Raw genomic sequence first — 21,849 nt, forward strand, 5'->3', positions numbered from 1 at the left:
CCAGCGAGAGTGTCTGCCCCGCGATGTCGACGGTCGACTCGGCCTCGATGACCCGGTTGGTCGGGCGGATGCTCGGGACGACGTCGAGCCACACGGTCGCCCCGACCACGGCGACGGCCGCGATCACGAGGGCGATGAGTGCTGTGCGCTGTTCGCGCCACCAGGTCACGGCGCGACCAGCTCGGAGTCGATGAGCTCGACGCTCGGAGTGCGGGGCAGATCGTCGAGGGAGAGCGGGATCGCGACGAGGTCGTCGAGCTCGGCCGTGAAGTACGAGGTCGTCAGTCGCAGCTCGGCCGTTCCCGCATCGACCTCGGGCGGCAGCTCGAACGCGAGCATGCCGACGGTGTCGAGTCCGACGCGCAGCGGGGTGGCCTTGAGCGACGCCGAGGGGCGTTCGCTGGCATGGAACACCCGATCGCCGACCACCAGCGTCGCGAGCTGGATCGCGGCATCCAGCTCGGTGGTCGGTGCGGAGGCGACGACCGTCACCACGAGCCAGTTGCCCTCGGCGCTCCAGTCGGACGAAGTCACGGCCACCTCGTCGGCGAAGGTCGCCTCGGTTGCCGTCGCGACGAGGGTGCGCGATCCGACCGCCTCGCCGAAGGAGCCGCGTTGGACGGTCGGCCCGACCAGGGACTCGTCGTCAGGCGTCACCGCGGTGACCGCACCCGCGGCGATCACGAGCAGGCCGCCGAGGATCCACGGCAGTGCGCGTCTCATGGCGCCTCCGTCGGGGTGACGCTGATGCGGGCGAACGTGTCGATCGCGCGCCAGGTGACGACGCTCGACGACAGGATGACGGCTCCGCGGCGGATCTCGACCTCGTGGATGTCGAGGGAGACGCCTCCGTCGGGAAAGGCATCGTCCGGCACGGTCCAGGCGAGCATGACCTCGCTCGGAACGCCGGGCTGCAGGATGACCTGGCCCGAGGAGCCGTCGGCGCGCCAGACCGACACCGAATCGGTCGCGGTGACCCCGGTGAGCTCGATCAGCGGGTCGTCGGTGTTGACGAGGCCGGCCTTGGTGCGGTCGGCCGTCGTGCCGACGCCGATCGGGGCATCGGAGAGATTCTCCATGCGCATCGTCATGACGAGCAGCGTCTCGCCGGGGTCGGCCTCGAGGTACTCGGACTCGACCGCGTCGGTGAACTCGGCATCGAGCACGGTGACGGCGTACACCGAGGCGCGCGCCTCGTCGTCCACGCCGAGTTCAATCGGGGCCGTCTGCGCCTGCGCGAAACCGCCGATCGCGACCACGACGAGGATCAGGGCGATGAGCGCGGCGGCGACGACCCAGATCCAGCGGGGGACCTCGGCGAGGGAACGCGCCCAGCGTGACACGATCGCACGCACGTCGATCTTCGGCGCGGTGCCGTCGTGATCCCCCGTCTTGCTCACGGGGTCAGCCTACCGAGCGCGCCTACCGCGTCGAGGCCCGAGCGGTCAGCGGCACGTCTCGAACACGTACTCCTCATGCCCCGGCGTGACGAGATCGCGATCTCTCAGCACCATGGAGGCGGGGGAGTCGTCGTCTGCGCACATCGCGGCGAAGGTGCGAGGAAGCTCGTCGGAGTACTCGATGTCGATCACGGCGTCGCCGTAGACGTCGGTGAACGCGGGGCACTCCTCGTAGGCGGCGCACTCCTCGACCACGGCGAAGTCGAACCCGGCGCGCTCGTGCAGCACCGCAGCATCTTCTGCCGCGTTCTTCTGCCCTGCGGCGAGACCTGAATCGTGAGCGACGTCGACGAGCAGCGCGGCCAGGGCCAGGTTGTCGTCGAGGGTCAGCGCGTCGTCGGAGCGCGTGTACGAGTCGAGGTTGTCGAACTCGACGGCGTCGAAACCGGCATCCGCACAGCCCTCGATCCACGGCGCCACCGTGTCGGCGATGCGCTCGCGACGGTCATCGGTCGAGGTGTCGAGCAGGGCTTCATCGGGCCAGTCGGGGTCGAAGACGGCCTCGCCGTCGCGCTGCAGCAGCAGGTCGGTCGGCCAGGCGTCGAGCTCTCCCGGCTGGGTCTGGAACCCGTTCACGTAGCAGACCGAGTACAGGCCGTCTGCGGGCTCGTCCGATCGGTCGCGGCCGACGATGCCGACGCCGTCGGCCGGCTCGTAGGCGCCGCCGAGCTGATAGTCGGGGGTCGCACCGGCCGGCGGCAGCATGACGGTCGAGGTCGAGGTCGAGGTCGCGTCAGAGGCGGTCGTCGTGCACCCCGACACGGCGAGAGACAAGAGCGACGTCGTGGCGAGTACGACCGTCGCCCGCCTCAGTTGCGCGCCCCGTACAGCTCTGCGACCTCTTTCGAACCCATCCCCTGATCGTACGTGCCGTGCTGAGGCCACCCGGTCGGTGAGTCCTCCCACGCCTCCTGGCGGCCGTAAGGGAGCAGGTCGACGAGCCCCTGCAGCTGGCTCATCCGCTCGGTGCCCCGCCCGTTCGTGTGCCACGTGCGATAGACCGTGTCGCCGTCGCGCAGGAACACGTTGACGCCGAACCCCTCGTTCGGCCCCGCATCCATGTCGGATCCGAACGGGCTGCCGGCGCTTGAATACCAGGTCATGCGGTTGCCCACCCTGTCGCGGTAGGCCAGTGCCTCATCGATCGGCCCGTTCGTGACGATCACGAACCGGGCGTCGTAGTGGCGCTCGAGAAAATCGAGGCGGGTGAACTGCGAGGTGAAGCCCGTGCAGCCGGGGCACTGCCACTCGTTGCCGTCGGTCCACATGTGGTTGTAGACGATGAGCTGCGGGTGGCCGTCGAAGATCTCGGAGAGACGCACCGGCCCCTCTTCGCCGACCAGGGTGTACTCGGGCAGCTCGACCATCGGAAGCCGTCGTCGCTGCGCCGCGATCGCATCGAGCTCCCGTGTCGCAGCCTTCTCGCGCACGCGGAGCTCGTCGAGCTCACGCCGCCAGGTGTCGGCGTCGACGACGGGCGGGAGCGGCGTCTGGGTCGTGCTCACGGTGGACCTCCGGATGCTCGGGGAGACGATGCCCCCAGTGTGCGCCCGACCGCCGACATCGTCAACCGATCGGGGAGGGTGTGCCGTCGACCGTCTCGGGCGCCGGGTCCTCTGCAGGGTTCCGCCGGATGCCGATCCACGACACGACCCCACCGAGCACGAGCAGTGCCGCCGTCACCCACGCGGCGTTGTGGAAGCCCGCGAGGTCGAGCGTGCCGCCGATGATGGTCGACAGCATGGCCACGACGAGCAGGCCCGCGACACGGGAGACGGCGTTGTTCACGGCGGACGCGATGCCCGAGCGCGACTCGTCGATCGCACCGAGGATCGCCGAGGTGAGAGGCGCGACCGTGAGCGAGAGGCCCAGACCCAGCACGATCATGGCGGGGAGCACCTGCCACCAGTAGTCGAAGTCCTCGCCGACGAGCAGGAGCATGAGGGCGCCCACGGCCATGATGAGCGGCCCGACGGTCATGAAGATGCGCGGCCCGAAGCGCCCGGCCCACGAACCCGCGCGCGAGCTCACCAGGATCATCAGGATCGTCATCGGCAGGCTCGCGAGGCCGGCGGCGGTGGCGCTGAGCCCGGCACCCTGCTGCAGGTAGACGCCGACCACGAAGCCGTTGAGCGACAGGGCGGCGTAGACGAACAGGGTCGCGAGGTTGCCCCAGGCGAAATCGCGCACGCGGAACAGCGACAGCGGCATGAGCGGCGCCGACGACCGCTGCTGCCGGATCAGGAACCAGGCGAACAGCGCGGCTCCGAGGACGCCCGGCAACCAGATCGCGGGAGACTGCCAGCCCATGTTCGGCTGCTCGATCAGCGCGAACACCACGGCGCCGAGTCCGATCGCGCACAGCGCGCCGCTGACCCAGTCGACGCGCACCCCGCTCGGGTGCTCCTTCAGCTTCAGCCGGGAGAGCAGAAGGAGGGTCACCGCGATCGGGAAGACGTTGATGAGGAACACGAACCGCCACGACAGGAAGTCGACGAAGAGCCCGCCGAGCAGGGGTCCGACGAGCTGCGCGGCGGTCGTGAACGCGGTCCAGACGCCGATCGCCCGTGACTGCACGTCTGCGCGCATGGTCGCCGTGATCAGGGCGAGGGAGCTCGGCACCAGCAGCGCGCCTGCCGCGCCCTGCGCCGCGCGGGCGATGATCAGGATCAGCGGATCGGGAGCAGCGGCGACCGCGACGGACGCCACTCCGAACGCGATGAGGCCGACGCGCATCACGAGCACGCGCCCGTAGGCGTCCGACAGCGAACCCGCGAGCAGGATGAGCGCGCTCAGCGTGATGAGGTATGCGTCGACGACCCACTGCTGGGTCGTGATCCCGCCGCCGAGCTCTCGACTGATGGCGGGGAGGGCGACGGTGACGACCGTGCCGTCGAGGAAGGTCACGAACGACGCGAGCACGGCGACCGAGATCACGAGCCGCTGCAGGGGTGCGAAGCGAGAGGATGCCACAGGCCGACACTACTGCCGCCTGAAGGCCTGTGGGCGGTCAGCCGGTCGCGGTGCTCGTGCGGTACAGCTCGCGGAGGCCCGCTGTTCCGTTCTCGGCATATGCGTCGCGCTGGCGCTGGGCGCCGGTGCCCTCGGTGCGGATGCGCGCGATCCCTTCCGCGACGAAGTCCTCGTCGCCCAGGTGCGCGAGCGTCGGACGCAGCCGCCGGAGAAGGCCGTCGGCGACCGTCCGGGCGGGCGCCGTGTCGCCGCTCGCCGGGTCGACGAGCAACGCCTCGGGGCCGTACCTCGCCGCCGTCCACAGCGACGCATCGATCGCGTCGAGGCCGAGCTCGGGCAGGCCGTCGAGGGCATCGCTCACGAGGAGCGCGCGAGTGAGGGCAGCGGCGAACAGGGTGTCTTCGACCGTCAGCTGCGCGTCGAACACCCTGACCTCGACTGTGGGGAATCGCTCCGACAGTCGCACCGTCCACGACAGCGAACTCGCCTCGGCGATCGCTCCCATGGTGACGAGCTGTGCGATGTGGGCGTGATAGTCGTCGAGATCCCGGAAGCGCGGCGGACTCCACGATGACGGGAGCCGGCGGATGAGGATGCTGCGCCAGCTCGCGAAGCCCGAATCCCTGCCGTGCGCGAAGGGGGCGTTGCCGGTGAGGGCGAGCAGCGTCGGCAGCCAGGCGCTCACGCGGTTGACCACGCGGACCCGCTCCTCGTCGTCGGTGACCTCGACGTGCACGTGCAGACCGTTGACCTCGTGCTCGCGGGTGATCTCGACGAGCTGGGCCGAGACGGCGTCGTAGTGCGGCGATGAGGACACAGTGAAGCGGTTGGGGGAGATGAACGGTGTGCCGGTCGCGCCGATGATCGCATCCTGGTCGGCGGCATAGGTGCCGATCAGGTGTCGCGTGTGGCGCAGCTGCGCCTCGGCATCCGCTCTGCTCTCGATCGGCTCGGTCGCCGACTCGAGCTGACAAGTCAGGTATTCGGGGGTGAGCCCGGCGCCCACCTCCTCTGCGAGGCGCTGTCGGGTGGACGTGCTCATGGCCGACGGGACGAGAGTCTGCTCATCGAGAAGGACGAACTCCTCTTCGATGCCGAACCGGGCCACGGAGGGCGGCCCTAATGGTCGCGCAGCGCCGAGATGAGCTCGGCTTTGCGCTTGCCGCTGTACCCGGTGAGGCCGAGTTCCTTCGCGCGCTTGCGCAGCTCGTCGACGGTCCAGTCCTCATAGTCGCCGTGCTCTCCGCCTCGGCGACCCACGGCGCTGCGACCCTCTTTGGCTGCGGCATTCGAGATGCGCGCCGCCTTCTCCTTCGAGGCGCCGTCATCACGAAGCTCTTCGTACAGCTCCGGGTCCTTCAGGGAGTTGTTCCTGCGTCCTGGCATGTCCTGTCTTCCTCTCGCACGTCGGGAACCCCCGCGTCAAGGGGCTCTGGGGTGCAGGGGGCGCGGGTCTAGGTTGATTCACCGTAGACGGACGCCCCCCTGCGTCCTCGAGAAGGGAATTCCGATGAACATCCTGCTGATCATCGTCATCGTCGTCGCCGTCATTCTGGCGATCACCGGCGGACTGGTTCAGTCCTTGCAGTTCCTGCTGTGGGTCGGACTGGTGCTGCTGGCCATCGCGGTCATCGCTTGGTTGATCCGAGCGATCTCCGGCAGCCGCACCCGCTGATCCACGCAGTGAGGCCCGCTTCGGCGGGCCTCACTCCGTTCCGGGGTCAGTCCCTGGAAGAGTCCCGCAGGCCGTCGCCGACATTGCGAGCGGCGTCCTTCACGTTCTCCCCGGCCTGCTTGACCGAAGCCTTCGTCTGGTCGGCGCGACCCTCGGCTTCGAGGCTCTCGTTGTCGGTCGCCTTTCCGACGCCCTCCTTGATCTTTCCGCCGGCCTTCTCGGCTGCGTTCTTGACGTCGTCTGCACCACTCATGGGGAGATTCCTTTCATCCGTCGATCAATGGATGACCACCGTCGCACGGGCCCGGAATCCTGCACACGGGATTGACAATGACGATTGCGCGTGACAGACATGATCGGCCATCGACGCCGGCCATCGACGTGGGCCATCGCGAGGGCTAACCTGGCGTCAGGCGGGTGGTCCTGCCCGCTCTCACCTCGGCTGCGGCCGACGACGGAGGCGGTACGAGATGGATTCGATGATGATGGGCGCCATGCGCTCGAACATGATGTCGATGCCCGACATGGCCATGATGGACATGTCCGTCATGCAGGCGTGCATGGACGCGTGCTCGGCCTGCGAACAGGCGTGCACGGTGTGCTCGACCCAGATGATGGACTGCTCGCCGGCCTGCATGAACTGCGCCGACATGTGCAACACCATGATGCGCTCGATGATGCGGATGCAGGGCATGACTCCCGCATCGATGATGGCGATGCTCGACGCCTGCATCGCCATGTGCCAGACGTGCATGGACGAGTGCATGCAGCACGCCGACAGCAGCGAGGTCTGCAGGATGTGCGCTCAGGCGTGCAAGGCCTGCATGGACGCCTGCATGGCGGTCAAGAACATGATGATGGCGGCTGCCTGAACAGCCGCGCAGCATGCGTCGTGATCAGGAGAGCGCGACGTTGAACTGGGTGCGGCCGACGGCGAGCACGCCATAGCGCACGTGCAGGGCGATCGGCGTGCCCTCCGGAGCCTCGAGCGCTGCGCCCGCACTGTTCCACAGCACGTGGCCCGTGCCGTCGAGCGTGCGCACGACCAGGTCGCCGGACGTCGGATCGGCGTGCTCGACGATCGCGTCCGTCCACTCGGACGGCGTCGCAGAGGCGATGCGAGCCTGGATCAGGTGCAGCGCGTGACCCGCCGCGAACGAGGAGCAGGCGAATCCGTGACGGCACATGCACGCAGAACGCTCACGCACCGAGAGGGGCGAAAGGTGGTTCAGCGGCGTGGACACGGTGGTCTCCTTTGTGAGCGGACGTTCCGGCAAGAGTAGGTCGGGGCCGCGCGAGACGGAACCCGCGCTGACACGGTGTGAAACAAACGGGCGTAGACTCGCCGGGTGCTGTTGTCGATGAGCGCTCTCCGGATGCCGGATCGAGCGCGGAATGGAGCCGTGGGCGCGTTCAGCGCCACGGACAGAGGCTGACGATCGGCCGGAGGCGGAACATCCCGTCCCCGGAGATACGTCATACCCGGCATCGGTTCGGATGTCGCCCACCTCTTCTCCTTCCGCCGCACTCGGCGGCCTTCACGAAAGCACTCTCCTCATGCGTCCCATCGACGAGCGCGTCCTGCGCGCCTCCTTCCTCAACGCCTCCCGCAAAGAGGTCTCCGACCTCACCCTGCCGCCTGGCTTCGCCGACGTCGACTTCGAGAAGCTCGACTACCTCGGCTGGGTCGACCCGAAGCTCCCTCGTCGTTCGTACGTCGTCGCGTGGGTCGACGACGTGCTCACCGGCGTGATCCTGCAGCGGGCGGAGCAGCGCGTCATCGCCAGGGCCCAGTGCTCGTGGTGCGAAGACGTCACCCTGCGCAACGACGTGCAGCTGTACGTCGCCCGCAAGGCGGGGGCTGCCGGTCGCAAGGGCGACACCATCGGCACCCTCGTGTGCACGGAATTCGGATGCTCGAAGAACGTCCGGGTGCTGCCGCCCCTCGCCTACGACGGGTACGACCGCGAGCTCGCTCGCGAGATGCGGATCGTCAGGCTGCAGGAGCACGTCGCCGCGTTCATCGCCGCGGTGAAGGGCTGAACCTCACACGATCTCGAATCGAGTCACGGTCTCCTCGTCGTCGCAGGCGCCGCCGACCCAGAGGCGGATCGTCCCCGGCTCGACGCGCTTCACGCCGTCACGGTTCGTGAAGGCGAGTCGGTCGACCGGCACGTCGAACTCGACCAGCGTCTCGGTGCCGGGGGCGAGCGTGATCCGACGGAAGTCCAGCAGCTGGGCAACCGGGCGGGTCACGCTCGCGACCTCGTCGTGGGCGTAGAGCTGCACGACATCGGCCGCCTCGACGCGGCCGGTGTTGCGCACCCGCACGGTCGCGCGGAATGTGTCGCCGGCGGCGACGGTCGTGGGAACGGTCAGGCCGTCGTGCTCGAACGTCGTGTAGCTGAGGCCGAATCCGAAAGGACGTACCGGGGTCGGGTCGGCGCTCGTCACATCGGCGCGGCCGCCGAGCACGGGGTGCAGGTACGAGTACGGCTGCGCCCCCGCCGATCGTGGCAGCGACACCGGGAGTCGTCCCGACGGAGTGACGCGACCACTCAGCAGCCCGGCGAGGGCGGGTGCGCCCTCCTCTCCGGGGAAGAACGTCTGCAGGACCGCAGCGGGGATGCCGGCAGGGGCTGAGGTGCTCGCCACGGCATCCACCACTCCCAACCCCGTCGTCGTTCCCGCGGCGCCGGCACGCGGCGGCAGCGCCCAGTCGAGGACATACGGTCGCCCGGTCATCGTGATCAGGATCACGGGTGTGCCGGTCGCGACGACGGCCTCGACGAGCTCGCGCTGGACACCGGGGAGTTCGAGATCGTCGACGTCGTTGCCCTCGCCGACCGTGCCACGGCCGAACAGGCCGGCACGGTCCCCCACCACGACGACCGCGACATCCGCTCTCGCCGCCGCATCGACCGCAGCGGGGATGCCTGAACGACCGGCGCCCTCGACATCGCATCCGTTCGTCGAGGTGATCTCTGAGCGGGGAAACTCCTCGCGCAGCGCCTCGACCACGGTCGGCAGCTCGATCCCCGCGGGGGTCTCGGGGTGGTGGGCGAGCACGTGGTTGACGAACGAGTAGCAGCCCATCAGCGCCTCCGCGCTGTCGGCGTTGGGGCCGATCACCGCGATGCGCGATGCCACGTGCGGATCCAGGGGAAGTGCTCCGTCATTGCTCAGCAGCACGACCGACTCCTCGGCGAGCCGTCGGGCGAGGGCACGATGCTCCGCGGGGTCGAGATCGATGGCTGTCGGAGGCGTGTCGAAATCGGCATCCAGCAGCCCGAGTTCTTCCTTCTGCGCGAGCACCCGCCCCACGGCCCTGTCGAGGACCTCGACCGGGAGACGACCGTCGCGCACCTGATCGGCGAGCGTGACGAAGGCGTCGGGCGAGGGCAGCTCGACATCGATTCCGGCCGTGAGCGCGAGCCTGGCGGCATCCGCCGAGTCGGCGGCGGCTCGGTGCATGCTGTACAGGAAGTCGACCGCGAAGTAATCCGACACGACCACGCCGTCGAACCCCCAGCGATCGCGCAGGATGCCGGTCAGGTAGCGCGCGTCTGCGGTGACCGGAACACCATCGATGTCGACGTACGAGTTCATCACGCTCCGGGCGCCGCCCTCATGGATCGCCATCTCGAACGGCGGGAGCAGAACGTCCTCGATCTCTCGCAGGCCGGCGCTCACGGGCGCGTGATTGCGTCCCGCCTTCGATGCGGAGTACCCGATGAAGTGCTTCAGGGTCGCATGCACGCCCTCGGACTGCAGGCCGCGGACATACGCCGTGCCCACCCGGCCGACGACGAGCGGGTCCTCGGCGATGCACTCGTCGACCCGACCCCAGCGGGGGTCGCGGATGACGTCGAGCACGGGAGCGAGGCCCTGATGGATCCCGAGTGCGCTCATCGACGAGCCGACCGCCCGGCCGACCTCCTCGACGAGCTCGGGGTCGAACGAGGCGCCCCAGGCGAGCGGCGTCGGGAAGGTCGCGGCCTTCCACGCGGCGAGCCCCGTCAGGCACTCCTCGTGCACGATGGCGGGGATGCCGAGCCGGGTCTCCCGCTGCAGTCGGCGCTGCTCGGCCCATAGCCATGCGGCACGCTCCACCGGGTCGACCGGCCTGGTCCCGTACACGCGGGTGAGGTGGCCGATGCCGTTCGCGGAAGCATCCTCGTAGCGCGAGGAGCTCTTCTTCTCGCCGGACATCGGAGCGACGACCTCGACGCCCTGGTCCACCCAGTAGCCGACGAGTTGGGCCTGCTTCTCCTCAAGCGTCATTCGGGCAAGGAGTGCCTCGACGCGGGGGGAGTGCGGCGCGGGACCTGCGTACTGCGACATCGTGTTCTCTTTCTCGTTCTCTTGCTCGTCGACGCGGGGTGTCGCGACGGTGACTGCATCAGCCCTTGACGGCACCGGTCAGCCCTCCCACGATGCGCCGTTCGAACAGGCTGAAGAAGATCAGCGCCGGGATCATCGACAGCGAGGTGAAGGCGAGCACTTTCGCGGTGTCGACCGAGTACTGGGAGGCGAAGGACTGCACGCCGAGCGGCAGGGTGAACGCGGAGGCGTCGTTGAGGATGAAGAGCGGCAGCAGATAGCCGTTCCAGCTCCCGATGAACGCCAGGATGCCGGTCGTGATGACCCCCGGCAGGGAGAGCGGCAGAACCATCCGCCAGAAGAACCCGATGCGACTGCATCCGTCGATGAACGCGGCCTCTTCGATCTCGTCGGGGATCGCCCGGAGGAACGGCACCAGGATGATGATGGTCGTCGGCAGGGCGAAGGCGATCTGCGGCAGGATCACTCCGCCGAGCGAGTTCATCAGCCCGAGACTGCGCACCACGATGTACAGCGGCGTGATCGCCACGGTCAGCGGGAACATCAGGCCGGCGGCGAAGAAGGCGTAGAGCACGCCGCGACCGGCGAACCGATAGCGCGCGAGCACGTAGGCCGCCATCAGCGCCAGCGCCACGGTGCCGACGGTCGTGGCCAGGGCGACGATCGTCGAGTTGCCCACCAGCCGCCAGAACACGTCGCCGGTGAGCACGTCGAGGTAGTTCGACACCACCCAGGGAGACGGGAACCCCGACGGGTCGGTCGTGATCTGCGCGTTCGTGCGGAACCCGCCGGTGATGATGTACGCGATCGGCGCGAGCATCAGCCCCACGGCGATCAGCGCGACGAAGTACACGGTCGGATGCGCCCAGGGCAGCCGCGGCTTGGCGTTGCGGCCCGCACGTCCCAGACGTGAGGGGCGCTGGGTGACGAGCACCGAGGTGGCGGTCATCGGACGTACTCCTTCTGTGTGGTGGCGTCTGCACCGGAGTCGGCGTCTGCGTCTGAGCCGGCATCTGCGACGGCATCCTGCGGCGTGCGCGATCGCGAGCCGCGCTTGCGGCCAGAGGCGCCGGTGAGGGCGCCGTCGGTGTCCTTGCGCAGCACCGCTCGCTGATAGATCAGCGCGACCACGAGCGAGATGAGGAAGAGCACGACCGCGACCGCGTTGCCGTAGCCGTAGTTGCCGGCGTTGCGCCCCTCCGAGACCATGTACGTCGCCATCGTCGATGTGCCGGCGGTGGACGCGATGTACTGGCCCCAGATGATGTAGACGAGGTCGAACAGCTGCAGTGAGCCGATGATCGACAGGAACGCCCAGATGCGTAGCGTGGGGGCGAGCAGCGGCAGGGTGATGCGCCACTGGATCTGCCAGTAGGACGCGCCGTCGATCGCCGCCGCCTCGTGCAGCTCCTCCGGGATGCCCTGGAGACCTGCGAGGAAGAGGATGACCGCGAAGCCGATGTACTTCCACGTGATGATGGTCATCAGCGTCCAGATCGCGATGCCCGGGTCCGACAGCCAGTCGGTCGCGAGGAACCCGAGCCCCATGTTCGTCAGCATCGCGTTGATCGCGCCGTTGGTCTGCAGCATCAGGCTCCAGCCGGTGCCGACGACGACCTCGGAGATCACGTAGGGGACGAAGATCAGCACGCGGATCAGCGACTGGCCGCGCATCTTGCGGTTCAGCAGCAGCGCCAGCACGATCGCGATCGGCCCCTGGAGCACGAGGGAGAACACCAGGATGAAGCCGTTGTGCGCGAGCGCGTCATGGAACAGCGGATCCTGGAGGATCGTGAGGTAGTTCTTCAGCCCGACGAAGTCGGTGGGAGGGCCGTAGCCCTGCCAGCTGAAGAACCCGTAGTACGCCGCCATCAGCACCGGGAAGATGACGAAGGCGAGGAAGACGAGCAGGGCGGGCCCGGCCAGAAGGATCACTTCCAGCCGGGCACGCGTGTCACGCTTTCGCTGCGGCATCCTGCACAGCCTTGACGAGGTCTTCTGCGCTGCTGTTGCCGGCGAGCAGGTCGACCACGGCGACGTTCAGCGCATTGCCCACGTTCTGGCCGTAGACCGTGTCGAGCCACTGCGTCGCGTACGGTGCGGCGTTGTACGCCGTGAGGATGTCCTGCAGGTACGGCTCGGTGACGGCCTCCTGCGCGACGGTGTTGACCGGCGGGGCGTTGAAGGCCTTGTAGTACTCGGTCTGCACCGCCGAGGTGCCGAGGTAGTTCAGGAAGTCGACGCAGGCATCCGGCGCGTCGACCGAGCACGAGTACCCGTCGACGCCGCCCATCATCGAACCGGGTTCGCCGTCTCCGCCGTCGACCTCGGGGAACGGGAACCAGCTGAGGTCGGCCAGCGGCTTCTGGTCAGGGGTCAGCGAGCCGATGACTCCGGGGTTCCATGCGCCCATCAGCTCCATCGCGGCCTGGTGGTTCGCGATCAGGCCCGCAGAGCTGCCTGCGCCCTGCTGTGCGGGGGTCGTGAGGAAGCCCGAGTTGAAGGGCTCGGTGTCGGCGAACGTCTGCAGATCCTCACCGGCGCGCACCCAGCACTCATCGCTGAAGTCCATCTCGTCTGCGGCCTTGGCGAGGGTGTCGGAGCTGCACTCGCGCAGGGCGAGCCAGTAGTACCAGTGCGCGGCGGGCCAGGCGTCCTTGGCGCCGAGGGCGATCGGGTCGATGCCTGCGGACTTCAGCGCCTCGGTGGCGTCCTCGAGTTCGGTGAGAGTGGTCGGGTTCTCGGTGATGCCTGCCTGATCGAACAGATCCTGGCTGTAGAACAGGCCGCCGGGGAGCACGGCGACCGGCATCGCGTAGACCTTTCCGTCGAGACTGTTGGCCGAGTAGGCGGCATCCGGGATCTCGTCCTTCGCCCCGCCGGTGATCACGTCCGTGAGGTCCTTGAGCTGGCCGGCCTTGACCATCGCCGCCATCTTGCCGCCGCCCCGCTGCAGGAAGATGTCGGGGGCGTCGCCGGAATTGAGCGCCGTCTGCAGCTTGCCGTCGAGGTCCTCGTTCTGGATCGACTGGATCTCGATCGTGACTCCGGGGTTGTCGCCTTCGAAGTCGGCGACCGTCTTCTCCCAGAACTTCACTCCTGGTCCCGTCGTCGAGTTGTGCCAGAGGGTCATCGTGGTGTCGCCGCCGTCGCCGGTGCCCGACGAGTCCGCGGTGCAGCCCGAGAGCGCGAGTGCTCCGACGGCCAGTGCTGCGACCGCGGAGGCGAGGGGGAGCCTTCTGCTGTTCATGTGATCGTTCTCCTCATCGAGTTGCGCGCCGCGTCACTGCGGGGCGCCTGCGGCAGCTCGGGTGAGACCGCAGTGGGATGCAGTCTTCAGTCACCGTCGAGGTTCGTCAAACGTTTTCGAAAACAGTTTCCATCCGGGTTCGAGCCCCGCTACGCTGGCGTCTCATGGGGGCTCGAACGACGATCCACGATGTCGCGAACGCGGCCGGAGTCTCGGTGTCGACCGTCTCGAAGGCGGTCAACGGAAGATACGGGATCGCGGATGCCACGGTGCAGCGCGTGCTGGACGCCGTCAAGGAGCTCGGATACGAATCGAGCCTCGTCGCGAGCAGCATGCGCGCGCGGCGCACCGGGGTGATCGGGGTGCTCCTCGCCGACTTCGAGCCGTTCAGCGCCGAGATCCTCAAGGGCGTCGGCACGGCCATGCACGACATGGGCTTCGACCTCCTCGCGTATGCCGGTTCGCACCACGGCGCGAGCGACGGATGGGAGCGCAGGTCGCTCAGCCGCCTGTCGGGCACGCTGATCGACGCGGCGATCATGGTGACCCCCACCGTCGTGAGCGCGGGCACCGAGATTCCCGTCGTCGCCGTCGACCCGCACACCGGTCGGGCAGACCTGCCGACCGTCGAGTCCGACAGCTTCGGGGGTGCGCTCGCGGCCACCAGGCACCTGATCGAGCTCGGGCACCGTCGCATCGGATTCCTCGCCGGACGCCCCGATCTGCGATCGGCGGGGCTGCGCGACGCCGGCTACCGGCGCGCTCTCGCCGACGCGGGGATCCCGCTCGATCCGTCCCTGATCGGCATCGGACGCTACGAACTGGAGGCGACCCGCGACTCCGCCAGGGTCATGCTGAGCTCCGACTCGCGTCCGACCGCGGTGTTCGCCGCGAACGACCTCTCGGCGATCGCGGTGATCGACGTCGCCCACCAGCTCGGCCTGCGGGTGCCCGCGGATCTCTCGGTCGTCGGCTTCGACGATGTGCCTGAGGCCACGCGTCGCGCTCTGCCGCTCACGACCATCCAGCAGCCGATGCGCCGGCTCGGGGCGGTCGCGGCAGAGATGGTCTTCACGTTGCTCTCCGGCCGGGAGGTCGACGAGATGCATGTGATCCTGCCGACCCGGCTCGTCGTGAGGGCTACGACGGCGGCCCCACCTCGGTGACCTCGGCGCCGGCAGCGCGGGCACTGCGCGCAGATGCCCCGGTGACGTCGAGCACGCGCTGCCACGCGGCATCCGACAACTCCGTCGACAGTCTCTGGAACTCGGCGACGCTGCGCCGACCCGGCCATTCGGCCGGCAGCATCGACGGCGGCAGCCCCGGATCGACGTAGGGCAGAACGCGCCAGCGGTCGAGCAGCTGCACATAGGCGGCGAACGGTGCGGCCGGCAGAGTCGCGAGCGAGGTCTGGAACTCGATGTGCTCGGCGCGCAGCGACTCGAGATCCCACCAGTCGGCGGCAGCCTCGGGCAGTGTGCGCACCGTCGTCGGGGTGCCGGCCTGGAACAGAGTCACCCACTCGCTCGCGTCGAGTTCGTCGACGATCTCCTGCACCTCACGCTGCAGGTGGCCGGGGCAGATCCACAGCGCGGGCGACACGACGCCCGCGCCGATCCACTGCAGTCGGCGTCGCAGCTGGTGGCGGATGCTGCGTGCGCTCTCGGGGATCGAGAACGAGATGAGGCACCAGCTGTCGGCATCCGTCATCTCGCGCATCTCGAAGATCCGCCGATCGCCCCGTTCGAGCATCGTGGTGGCATTCGGGTTCAGCCGATACCCGATCGCGTGCCTGCGCTCGGCGAGCAGCAGGCCCTTCTGCTTGAGGCGGGTGATTCCGGTGCGGGCCTGGGCGGCGGGGATCCCGAGGTCGTCCGCGAGAGCCACGAGATCGGCCGCCGAGATCCATCCGCCGAGCGGACGCAGGTACAGGCCGACGATCGTGCGGAGGAGGGATGCAGTGCTGCCAGGACGCGCGTCGATGTCGTCGAGCACGGGCCCGGCGACGATGTCCGGTGCGGCGTTGGGTGCGGCGGTCACGGTCGCAGTCGCGGTCGACGGGGATGCGGCGGTGTCAGCGATCATGCGACTCCAGCGCATCGCGCACCGCGAGCACGCCGGTGAGCGTCTCGGCATGCGAGGTGCTGAGCGGCGAGAGCCCCAGGCGGATGCCGTCGGGGAAGCGGAAGTCGGGGATGATCCCGTCGGCCCACAGCCTCTGCGTCACGGCGCGGAAGTCCGGGTGCCCGATCGTCACGTGACCTCCGCGGAGGTCGGCGTCGCGCGGACTCAGCAGTCGCACCTCGAGCGGGGCGAGCAGCTCGTCGTACGCGCGGACGGCGAAGTCGGTGAGCGAGATGGCCTTGGCCCGTACTCCCTCGATCGACGCCTGCTCGATCAGGTCGAGCATCCCCTGCATGGCGACCATCGAGGTGATGGGCGGGGTGCCGCTGAGGAGCTGGCGGATGTCGCCCGCGGGAACGTACTCGGGCCCCATCGCGAAGATGTCGGCGGCACTCCACCAGCCCTGGATCGGTTGGCGAAGCACGCCCTGGTGCTCGCGCCGCAGATACGCGAACGCGGGGGAGCCGGGGCCGCCGTTCAGGTACTTGTATGTGCATCCGACCGCCATGTCGACACCCCAGGCGTCGAGCTGCATCGGGATGATCCCCGCCGAATGGCAGAGGTCCCACATCATGAGGGCGCCGACCTCGTGCACGGCATCCGTGATCCCCGGCATGTCGGCCAGGGCGCCGGAGCGGTAATCGACATGGCTGAGCGAGACGAGGGCCGTCTTCTCGGAGATCGCGGCGATCACATCGGCGATCTGCACGCCGAGCACCGGGTCGGGTTCGATCCAGCGCACGGTCATGCCGGTCTCGGCGGCCACGCCCTCGGCCATGAACCGGTCGGTCGGGAAGTTGCCCGCCTCGATCACCAGCTCGGTGCGCGACGCATCGGCGGTCGCCGCGGCGCGCATCAGCTTGTAGATCAGCACGCTCGTCGAGTCGGCGACGACGGTCTGACCGGCGGCCGCGCCGAGAGTGAGGTCGGCGATGCGATCGCCGAGCTCCATCGGCAGCGCCATCCACTGCTCGTCCCACGAGCGGATCAGCCGGGTGCCCCAGTCATCACGCACGAATGCGGCGAGCTTCTCGGGGATGTCGCGCAGCGGACGGCCGAGCGAATTGCCGTCGAGATAGGCGCCGACGCCTGGTGCATCGGCGAACGCGTCGAGGTGAGCGCGGAGTGGGTCGGCGGCGTCGAGCGCGTGGGCGGCCTCGAACAGAGCGGAGTCGATGCGGGTGGAGTCGCGGGTGTCGGTCATGTCATTGCCTTCAGATCTGCGCTGGTCAGCGGGCGGGCGAGTGCCGGGTCGGCGTCGGTGCCGGGGAGCCGGAAGAGCGTGGATTCGGTGTCGCGGGGATCCTGCGGCGCGAGGGCGCGGAGCAGAGCGGTGCCCGTGATCCCGGCGTCTCGGAGTGCGGCGAGCTCGTTCGGGTTCAGGCCGACCGGCGTCGGGCCGTTGCCCATGTCGGTGCCGTAGAGCACGGTGCCGCCTGCCGCGTGGAAGCGCCGGACATTGTCGACAACCGTGGCGAGCGTGTCGCGCTCGTCGGGGGTGCCGCCGTCGTGGATCGACAGGGTCGAGATCCAGGCGACGGATGCGGCCTGCGTGGCGATCTCGGCGTCCTCGAGGCGTTCCGTGAACGGGGCATGTGCCAGTCGGGCGGCACCGAGGCGCGCGACGCGCTGGGCCTCACCGCTGCCCTGGGCGTGGGCGACGACGGGGAGCCCACGGGCGGAGGCGGCGTCGACGATCGCGCGGAACAGGTCGTCGGTGAAGACGGGCCCGGCATCGGCGTTGCTGGCGACCTTGATGCAGGATGCTCCGGCATCCGCCATCTCTGCGACAGCGCTGTCGGCGGCTGCGCTGGCTGCGATCTCGCGGAAGGACCCTTCCGGTGCCCAGTCGCGGTCGCTCGGGTAGCCGCCGACCGGGGTGAGGAATGCGCCGGCGAACTCGACCGCGACGGGGTGCGGGCGTTTCGTCTGGCTTCGCTCGCTCAACGACCGGGGTACGGTGTCGTGCTGTTGGTTGTGCGGCCGGGGTGCGGCATCCTGTCGTTCGTTGAGCGAGGGAGCGCCAGCGACCGAGACGAAACGTGCCGCGTCGGCGTATGCGGCGATCACCGTCGGGTTCGCGCCCAGATCGATGACGCGACCGAGCGCTGACCCGTGCAGCAGAGTGCGGTCGACCAACTGCAGGTGCACGTGGTGGTCGGTGAAGCCGCCGACGATCACGCCGTCGAGGCGCGGCAGATCGTGCGCGGGTGTCGCGTCGCTCAGCAGCATCCGTCCGTCGACGAGCTCGAGGATGCCGTCGCGCCATCCTTCGCCGTCGAAGAAGGTCGCCGCGTGCATCAGCCGCCGATCTCGGTGCGCACGGTGTAGAGCTCGGGGAAGAATGTCAGGTCGAGGGCGCGCTGCAGGAACCCGACTCCGCTCGAGCCGCCGGTGCCGACCTTCATGCCGATCGTGCGGGCGACGGTCTTGAGATGGCGGAAGCGCCAGAACTGGAAGTTGTCCTCGAGGTCGACCAGATCTTCGCAGGCTTCGTAGAGGTCCCAGTGCTGCTGGTGGTTCTGGTAGATCTCACGGATCGCGGGCACCAGCTCGGGCGTCTCGCGGTAGGGGAGGCGCACGTCGCGGTCGAGGATCTCGGCAGGGATCGGCAGGCCGCGGCGAGAGGCGTAGCGCAGGAACTCGTCGTAGAGGGTGGGCTTGTGCCACTCGGCGGTGAGCAGCGCGAGGTTGGCGGGGTGGTCGCTGAAGACGCTCAGCATCTTCTCGTTCTTGTTACCGAGGGCGAACTCGACCGCACGGTACTGCACCGATTGGAAGCCCGACGAGTTGCCGAGCGCACCGCGGAACTGCGCGTACTCGGTGGGGGTGAGCGTCGCGAGGATCGCCCATTGCTGCGTCATGACGTCCTGGATGCGCTTGACGCGCGCGACGCGCTTCAGCGCTTCGCGCAGGTCGTCGCTCGCGAGAAGCTCTCGCGCGGAGGACAGCTCGTGCAGCAGTTGCTTGAGCCAGAGCTCGGTGGTCTGGTGCTGGATGATGAACAGCAGCTCATCGTGGTGCTCGGGAACGCTGACGGGATTCTGCGCGGTGAGCAGCTGGTCGAGCGACAGGTACGACCCGTAGGTCATGCGTCCGGACAGATCGGTGACGATGCCGGCCTCGAGCTCGCGCTCGTTGTTCTCGGTGCTCATGGGGCGCTTCCTGTCGTGACGGACAGGCTAAACATATAACAATCGTGGCGAGCGTCACAATAGTGAAATGTCCTGTGAAGCTCGCTGCGTCACAGCCTGGGCGTGCGTGGGGGAGCGGTGCGACGCTCTCCGGCCTCTCCCGTCGCCTCGAACGCCGCGGCGAGGCGCAGCAGCGCGGAGTCGTCGTAGGCGCGGCCGGCGAAGGTCAAGCCGACCGGCATGCCGATGTCGACCATGAGGCCCATCGGCACCGTGACGGTCGGGATGCCGAGGTGGCGCACGGTCAGGTTGCCGTTGGCGATCCAGGTGCCGTTGCGCCAGCCGAGATCGGCGGACGCGTGGTTCACGTCCATGTCGGCGGGCCCCACGTCGGCGACGGCGGGGAAGACGACGGCATCGAGCTCGTTCTCGTCCATCCACTCCTCGAGGTCGATGCGACGGGTCTCTTCGAGTCCGCGCAGTCCGGCGGGGAGCTCGGCCATGTCCTCGAATCCGACGCCCGGGTTGTCGCGCACCCAGCCCGGATACTCGGCGATGTCGTCTTCAAATCCGGTGTAGCGGTCGGGGAGTGCTCCTTCGGGATGCGGGAAGATCGACGCTCCGTCGACCTCCGCGAGCGAGTGCAGCTGCGGGTCATCGTTCGCCTGGAGGAAGTCCTCCCAGCCCCACGCTGACAGGTCGACGATCTCGCGCCGCAGATACTCCGGAGACACGAGTCCGCGCGTCGCGATCGTTGGTGCACCGGGTCGGTCGCCCTCGTAGTTCGACACCACGGGGAAGTCGACCTCGACCACCGTCGCACCCGCGGCCTCGAGGTCGCGGCGTGCGGCTTTCCAGCGAGCGATCACCGAGGCACGGGTCTCGATGCGCTGCCCCGTGGGGCCGCCGATTCCGGGCTCGTCGGCCGTGCCGGCATCGGGATCGGCGTTGATGTACATGCGGGGGATGCCGATGCGCGCGCCTCGGAGAGCTGTCCCCGCGCCGTCGGCCAGGGCGGTGTACGACGCCGGGCGCACCTCGGACGACACGGGCAGCGTCACCCAGGGCTGCGCGCGCCAGAAGTCGCCGCGCACCTCGGCATCGTCGGCGACGATCACATCGAGGATCTCGAACAGATCGGCCATCGTGCGGGCGTGCGGCACGACGACGTCCATGGTCGGCACGAGCGGCCAGTTGCCGCGGGTCGAGATCACGCCGCGCGACGGCGTGTAGGCGCAGAGGGCGTTGTTGGTCGCAGGGCCACGACCGCTCGACCACGTCTCTTCGCCCAGGCCGAATGCCGCGAAGCTCGCCGCAGTGGCGGTGCCCGAGCCGTTCGACGATCCGGACGCGAAGGGTGCGGTGAGGAACTGGGCGCTGTAGGGGCTCTCGGCGCGGCCGTAGACACCGCGCTGCATGCCGCCGTTGGCCATCGGGGGCATGTTCGTCAGCCCGAGGCAGATCGCGCCACCCGCACGCAGGCGCTCGATCGTGAACGCGTCGCGCTGCGCGATGAGGTCGGCGAACGCGGGGCTGCCGGCGGCAGCCGTGAGCCCGCGCACCAGGTAGCTGTCCTTCGCCGTGTACGGGATGCCGTCGAGCGGGCCGAGTGCCACGCCGCGTGCCCGACGGGCGTCGGATGCCGCGGCCTCGACGTGTGCATCGGCATTCCTGACGACGACGGCGTTCAGAGCCGTCGCGGTGTCGGGCCCGTCGTAGGCGGCGATGCGCGCGAGGTAGGCGTCGACGAGTTCGACCGCGGTGGCTGCACCGGTCTCGAGCGCTCGCCGCAGGTCGGCGATGGAGGCTTCGACGACGTCGATCATGAGTGCACTGCCACGCTCGGCTGCTGCTGGGTGATGCAGTGGATGCCGCCGCCGCGGTCGAACAGCGGACGGGCGTCGACTGTGACGACGCGGCGACCCGGATATGCATCGGCGAGGATCTCTCTCGCCGTGGCGTCGGCCTGCTCGTCACCGAAGCCGCAGGCGACGACGCCGTCGTTCGTGACCAGGTGGTTGACGTAGCTCCAGTCGACGAAGCCCTCGTCGTCGCGCAGTGTCGTCGGTGCGGGCAGGTCGATGATCTCGAACCGGCGGCCGGCGGCATCCGTCTGCTGTGCGAGGTGCGCGCGCAGCTCGCGGGTCACGACGTGGTCGGGATGGTCGGGGTTCGGCTGGTCGTGGAGCAGCAGTCGGCCGGGCGAGACGAGGGTGGCCACGATGTCGACGTGCCCGTTCGTGCCGAAGTCGTCGTAGTCGCGGGTGAGTCCGCGGGGCAGCCACACGGCCGTGGTCGCGCCGATCGTGCGGGCCATCTCGGCCTCGACGCGCTGCCTGTCGGCGAACGGATTGCGACGGGGATCGAGCTGCACGGTGTCGGTGAGCAGCACGGTGCCCTCGCCGTCGACATGGATGCCGCCGCCCTCGTTGACGAGCGTCGAGCTCACGAGCTCTGCGCCGACCGCACCGGCGATGATGCGCGCGTGCTGCGCCGCCTTCTGCCACTGCGCCCAGGCGGGGGCACCCCAGCCGTTGAAGATCCAGTCGACGGCGCCGAGAACGCCGGGGCGGTGGTCGTCGATCACGAAGGTGGGGCCGGAGTCGCGCATCCAGAATTCATCGACGGGCGCCTCGACGATGTCGATGCCACTGCCCAGCATCCGTCGGGCGCGGGAGAGCTCGGCCGGATCGACGATCATCGTGACCGGCTCGAACTCGGCGACCGCGTGGGCGACGGCCGTCCAGGTGGCATAGCCCTCTTCGCGCTCGGCGGAGGTCTCGCCCAGAGTCGGCCCCTCGGCGGGGAACGCCATCCAGGTGCGGTCGTGCGGTGCGGTCTCGGCGGGCATGTGCCAGGCCATGATTGTCTCCCTCGCTGCTGATCTCG

At 68.9% G+C, this 21,849-nt stretch carries 23 protein-coding genes; 3 read left to right on the forward strand and 20 right to left on the reverse strand.

All coding sequences use genetic code 11. The features are described from left to right. Positions 1-165 precede the first annotated feature (165 nt). The 7 genes from RQG77_RS05305 to RQG77_RS05335 form a co-directional block, all read right to left on the reverse strand. Positions 166-723, reverse strand: a complete 558-nt coding sequence (locus RQG77_RS05305; RefSeq protein WP_311243772.1) for a hypothetical protein — start codon at positions 721-723, stop codon at positions 166-168. Next, positions 720-1,400, reverse strand: coding sequence for a hypothetical protein (locus RQG77_RS05310; protein ID WP_311243773.1), 681 nt, complete (start codon positions 1,398-1,400; stop codon positions 720-722). The genes RQG77_RS05305 and RQG77_RS05310 overlap by 4 nt, the downstream gene beginning before the upstream one ends. A 45-nt stretch (positions 1,401-1,445) precedes the next feature. Next, entirely contained in the window at positions 1,446-2,222 is a 777-nt protein-coding gene (locus tag RQG77_RS05315; RefSeq protein ID WP_396653390.1) for an endo alpha-1,4 polygalactosaminidase, read from the reverse strand. A gap of 47 nt (positions 2,223-2,269) precedes the next feature. Continuing rightward, positions 2,270-2,965 carry a DUF899 family protein gene (locus tag RQG77_RS05320; RefSeq protein ID WP_311243774.1) on the reverse strand — a complete coding sequence of 232 codons (696 nt, stop codon included), beginning with the start codon at positions 2,963-2,965 and terminating at the stop codon, positions 2,270-2,272. Positions 2,966-3,026: 61 nt separating this feature from the next. Further along, on the reverse strand, positions 3,027-4,433 hold the full coding sequence (locus RQG77_RS05325) for an MFS transporter (RefSeq protein ID WP_311243775.1): 1,407 nt from the start codon (positions 4,431-4,433) through the stop codon (positions 3,027-3,029). A gap of 37 nt (positions 4,434-4,470) precedes the next feature. Then, complete coding sequence (locus RQG77_RS05330) at positions 4,471-5,541, reverse strand: YbdK family carboxylate-amine ligase (RefSeq protein ID WP_311243776.1); 1,071 nt, start codon at positions 5,539-5,541, stop codon at positions 4,471-4,473. An 11-nt stretch (positions 5,542-5,552) separates the two neighbouring features. Further along, the gene (locus RQG77_RS05335; protein WP_311243777.1) at positions 5,553-5,819 is read right to left on the reverse strand and encodes a Rho termination factor N-terminal domain-containing protein; all 267 of its coding nucleotides are present in this window, start codon (positions 5,817-5,819) and stop codon (positions 5,553-5,555) included. 124 nt (positions 5,820-5,943) lie between these two features. Here RQG77_RS05335 and RQG77_RS05340 point away from each other — a divergent pair, with 124 nt between their 5' ends. Next, positions 5,944-6,108: a hypothetical protein gene (locus RQG77_RS05340; protein ID WP_311243778.1), complete on the forward strand. Its 165-nt coding sequence runs from the start codon at positions 5,944-5,946 to the stop codon at positions 6,106-6,108. 46 nt (positions 6,109-6,154) lie between these two features. Here RQG77_RS05340 and RQG77_RS05345 read toward each other — a convergent pair whose 3' ends face one another. The 3 genes from RQG77_RS05345 to RQG77_RS05355 form a co-directional block, all read right to left on the reverse strand. After that, complete coding sequence (locus RQG77_RS05345) at positions 6,155-6,361, reverse strand: CsbD family protein (protein WP_311243779.1); 207 nt, start codon at positions 6,359-6,361, stop codon at positions 6,155-6,157. 180 nt (positions 6,362-6,541) lie between these two features. Further along, on the reverse strand, positions 6,542-6,874 hold the full coding sequence (locus RQG77_RS05350; RefSeq protein WP_311243780.1) for a hypothetical protein: 333 nt from the start codon (positions 6,872-6,874) through the stop codon (positions 6,542-6,544). Between the two features lie 130 nt (positions 6,875-7,004). Further along, positions 7,005-7,352: a hypothetical protein gene (locus tag RQG77_RS05355; protein ID WP_311243781.1), complete on the reverse strand. Its 348-nt coding sequence runs from the start codon at positions 7,350-7,352 to the stop codon at positions 7,005-7,007. Between the two features lie 313 nt (positions 7,353-7,665). On the opposite strand from RQG77_RS05355, the gene RQG77_RS05360 reads away from it, so the two are divergent. Continuing rightward, positions 7,666-8,151 (forward strand): FBP domain-containing protein, encoded by a 486-nt coding sequence (locus RQG77_RS05360; protein WP_311243782.1) that lies wholly within the window; start codon positions 7,666-7,668, stop codon positions 8,149-8,151. Between the two features lie 3 nt (positions 8,152-8,154). Here the strand turns inward: RQG77_RS05360 and RQG77_RS05365 are convergent, their stop codons facing one another. Genes RQG77_RS05365 through RQG77_RS05380 form a run of 4 tightly spaced genes read right to left on the reverse strand, consistent with a single transcriptional unit; the run spans position 8,155 to position 13,702 of the window. Next, positions 8,155-10,452, reverse strand: coding sequence for a glycoside hydrolase family 3 N-terminal domain-containing protein (locus tag RQG77_RS05365; RefSeq protein ID WP_311243783.1), 2,298 nt, complete (start codon positions 10,450-10,452; stop codon positions 8,155-8,157). Between the two features lie 58 nt (positions 10,453-10,510). Further along, a complete protein-coding gene (locus RQG77_RS05370; protein WP_311243784.1) occupies positions 10,511-11,401 on the reverse strand; it encodes a carbohydrate ABC transporter permease in 891 nt (296 codons plus the stop codon). After that, positions 11,398-12,426, reverse strand: coding sequence for a sugar ABC transporter permease (locus RQG77_RS05375; RefSeq protein ID WP_311243785.1), 1,029 nt, complete (start codon positions 12,424-12,426; stop codon positions 11,398-11,400). The genes RQG77_RS05370 and RQG77_RS05375 overlap by 4 nt, the downstream gene beginning before the upstream one ends. After that, positions 12,407-13,702, reverse strand: a complete 1,296-nt coding sequence (locus RQG77_RS05380) for an extracellular solute-binding protein (protein ID WP_311243786.1) — start codon at positions 13,700-13,702, stop codon at positions 12,407-12,409. Before RQG77_RS05380 ends, RQG77_RS05375 begins: the two co-directional genes overlap by 20 nt. A gap of 164 nt (positions 13,703-13,866) precedes the next feature. Between RQG77_RS05380 and RQG77_RS05385 the strand changes: the two genes are divergently transcribed. After that, entirely contained in the window at positions 13,867-14,868 is a 1,002-nt protein-coding gene (locus tag RQG77_RS05385; protein ID WP_056514482.1) for a LacI family DNA-binding transcriptional regulator, read from the forward strand. Here RQG77_RS05385 and RQG77_RS05390 read toward each other — a convergent pair. From RQG77_RS05390 to RQG77_RS05415, 6 genes are all read right to left on the reverse strand, one after another. Further along, positions 14,843-15,787 carry a PaaX family transcriptional regulator C-terminal domain-containing protein gene (locus RQG77_RS05390; RefSeq protein ID WP_311243787.1) on the reverse strand — a complete coding sequence of 315 codons (945 nt, stop codon included), beginning with the start codon at positions 15,785-15,787 and terminating at the stop codon, positions 14,843-14,845. The genes RQG77_RS05385 and RQG77_RS05390 overlap by 26 nt on opposite strands. Then, entirely contained in the window at positions 15,777-17,030 is a 1,254-nt protein-coding gene (locus RQG77_RS05395; RefSeq protein ID WP_311243788.1) for an aminotransferase class V-fold PLP-dependent enzyme, read from the reverse strand. Before RQG77_RS05395 ends, RQG77_RS05390 begins: the two co-directional genes overlap by 11 nt. Next, on the reverse strand, positions 17,027-18,127 hold the full coding sequence (locus tag RQG77_RS05400) for an amidohydrolase family protein (RefSeq protein WP_311243789.1): 1,101 nt from the start codon (positions 18,125-18,127) through the stop codon (positions 17,027-17,029). The genes RQG77_RS05395 and RQG77_RS05400 overlap by 4 nt, the downstream gene beginning before the upstream one ends. Then, the gene (locus RQG77_RS05405) at positions 18,127-18,981 is read right to left on the reverse strand and encodes a tryptophan 2,3-dioxygenase (RefSeq protein WP_056313088.1); all 855 of its coding nucleotides are present in this window, start codon (positions 18,979-18,981) and stop codon (positions 18,127-18,129) included. The genes RQG77_RS05400 and RQG77_RS05405 overlap by 1 nt, the downstream gene beginning before the upstream one ends. 89 nt (positions 18,982-19,070) lie before the next feature. Then, positions 19,071-20,786 carry an amidase gene (locus RQG77_RS05410; RefSeq protein ID WP_311243790.1) on the reverse strand — a complete coding sequence of 572 codons (1,716 nt, stop codon included), beginning with the start codon at positions 20,784-20,786 and terminating at the stop codon, positions 19,071-19,073. Then, positions 20,783-21,823: an agmatine deiminase family protein gene (locus RQG77_RS05415; RefSeq protein WP_311243791.1), complete on the reverse strand. Its 1,041-nt coding sequence runs from the start codon at positions 21,821-21,823 to the stop codon at positions 20,783-20,785. The genes RQG77_RS05410 and RQG77_RS05415 overlap by 4 nt, the downstream gene beginning before the upstream one ends. Between the last annotated feature and the right edge of the window lie 26 nt (positions 21,824-21,849).

It is taken from the genome of Microbacterium sp. WCS2018Hpa-23 (genome assembly GCF_031843845.1).
Classification (GTDB): Bacteria; Actinomycetota; Actinomycetes; order Actinomycetales; family Microbacteriaceae; genus Microbacterium.

Coding starts and splice junctions, on each gene's coding strand:
- RQG77_RS05305 (WP_311243772.1), bottom strand. CDS start 723: ATGAGACGCGCACTGCCGTGGATCCTCGGCGGCCTGCTCGTGATCGCC.
- RQG77_RS05405 (WP_056313088.1), bottom strand. CDS start 18,981: ATGAGCACCGAGAACAACGAGCGCGAGCTCGAGGCCGGCATCGTCACC.
- RQG77_RS05395 (WP_311243788.1), bottom strand. CDS start 17,030: ATGACCGACACCCGCGACTCCACCCGCATCGACTCCGCTCTGTTCGAG.
- RQG77_RS05365 (WP_311243783.1), bottom strand. CDS start 10,452: ATGTCGCAGTACGCAGGTCCCGCGCCGCACTCCCCCCGCGTCGAGGCA.
- RQG77_RS05340 (WP_311243778.1), top strand. CDS start 5,944: ATGAACATCCTGCTGATCATCGTCATCGTCGTCGCCGTCATTCTGGCG.
- RQG77_RS05350 (WP_311243780.1), bottom strand. CDS start 6,874: ATGCACTCGTCCATGCACGTCTGGCACATGGCGATGCAGGCGTCGAGC.
- RQG77_RS05380 (WP_311243786.1), bottom strand. CDS start 13,702: ATGAACAGCAGAAGGCTCCCCCTCGCCTCCGCGGTCGCAGCACTGGCC.
- RQG77_RS05385 (WP_056514482.1), top strand. CDS start 13,867: ATGGGGGCTCGAACGACGATCCACGATGTCGCGAACGCGGCCGGAGTC.
- RQG77_RS05410 (WP_311243790.1), bottom strand. CDS start 20,786: ATGATCGACGTCGTCGAAGCCTCCATCGCCGACCTGCGGCGAGCGCTC.
- RQG77_RS05335 (WP_311243777.1), bottom strand. CDS start 5,819: ATGCCAGGACGCAGGAACAACTCCCTGAAGGACCCGGAGCTGTACGAA.
- RQG77_RS05415 (WP_311243791.1), bottom strand. CDS start 21,823: ATGGCCTGGCACATGCCCGCCGAGACCGCACCGCACGACCGCACCTGG.
- RQG77_RS05360 (WP_311243782.1), top strand. CDS start 7,666: ATGCGTCCCATCGACGAGCGCGTCCTGCGCGCCTCCTTCCTCAACGCC.
- RQG77_RS05390 (WP_311243787.1), bottom strand. CDS start 15,787: ATGATCGCTGACACCGCCGCATCCCCGTCGACCGCGACTGCGACCGTG.
- RQG77_RS05370 (WP_311243784.1), bottom strand. CDS start 11,401: ATGACCGCCACCTCGGTGCTCGTCACCCAGCGCCCCTCACGTCTGGGA.
- RQG77_RS05375 (WP_311243785.1), bottom strand. CDS start 12,426: ATGCCGCAGCGAAAGCGTGACACGCGTGCCCGGCTGGAAGTGATCCTT.
- RQG77_RS05345 (WP_311243779.1), bottom strand. CDS start 6,361: ATGAGTGGTGCAGACGACGTCAAGAACGCAGCCGAGAAGGCCGGCGGA.
- RQG77_RS05400 (WP_311243789.1), bottom strand. CDS start 18,127: ATGCACGCGGCGACCTTCTTCGACGGCGAAGGATGGCGCGACGGCATC.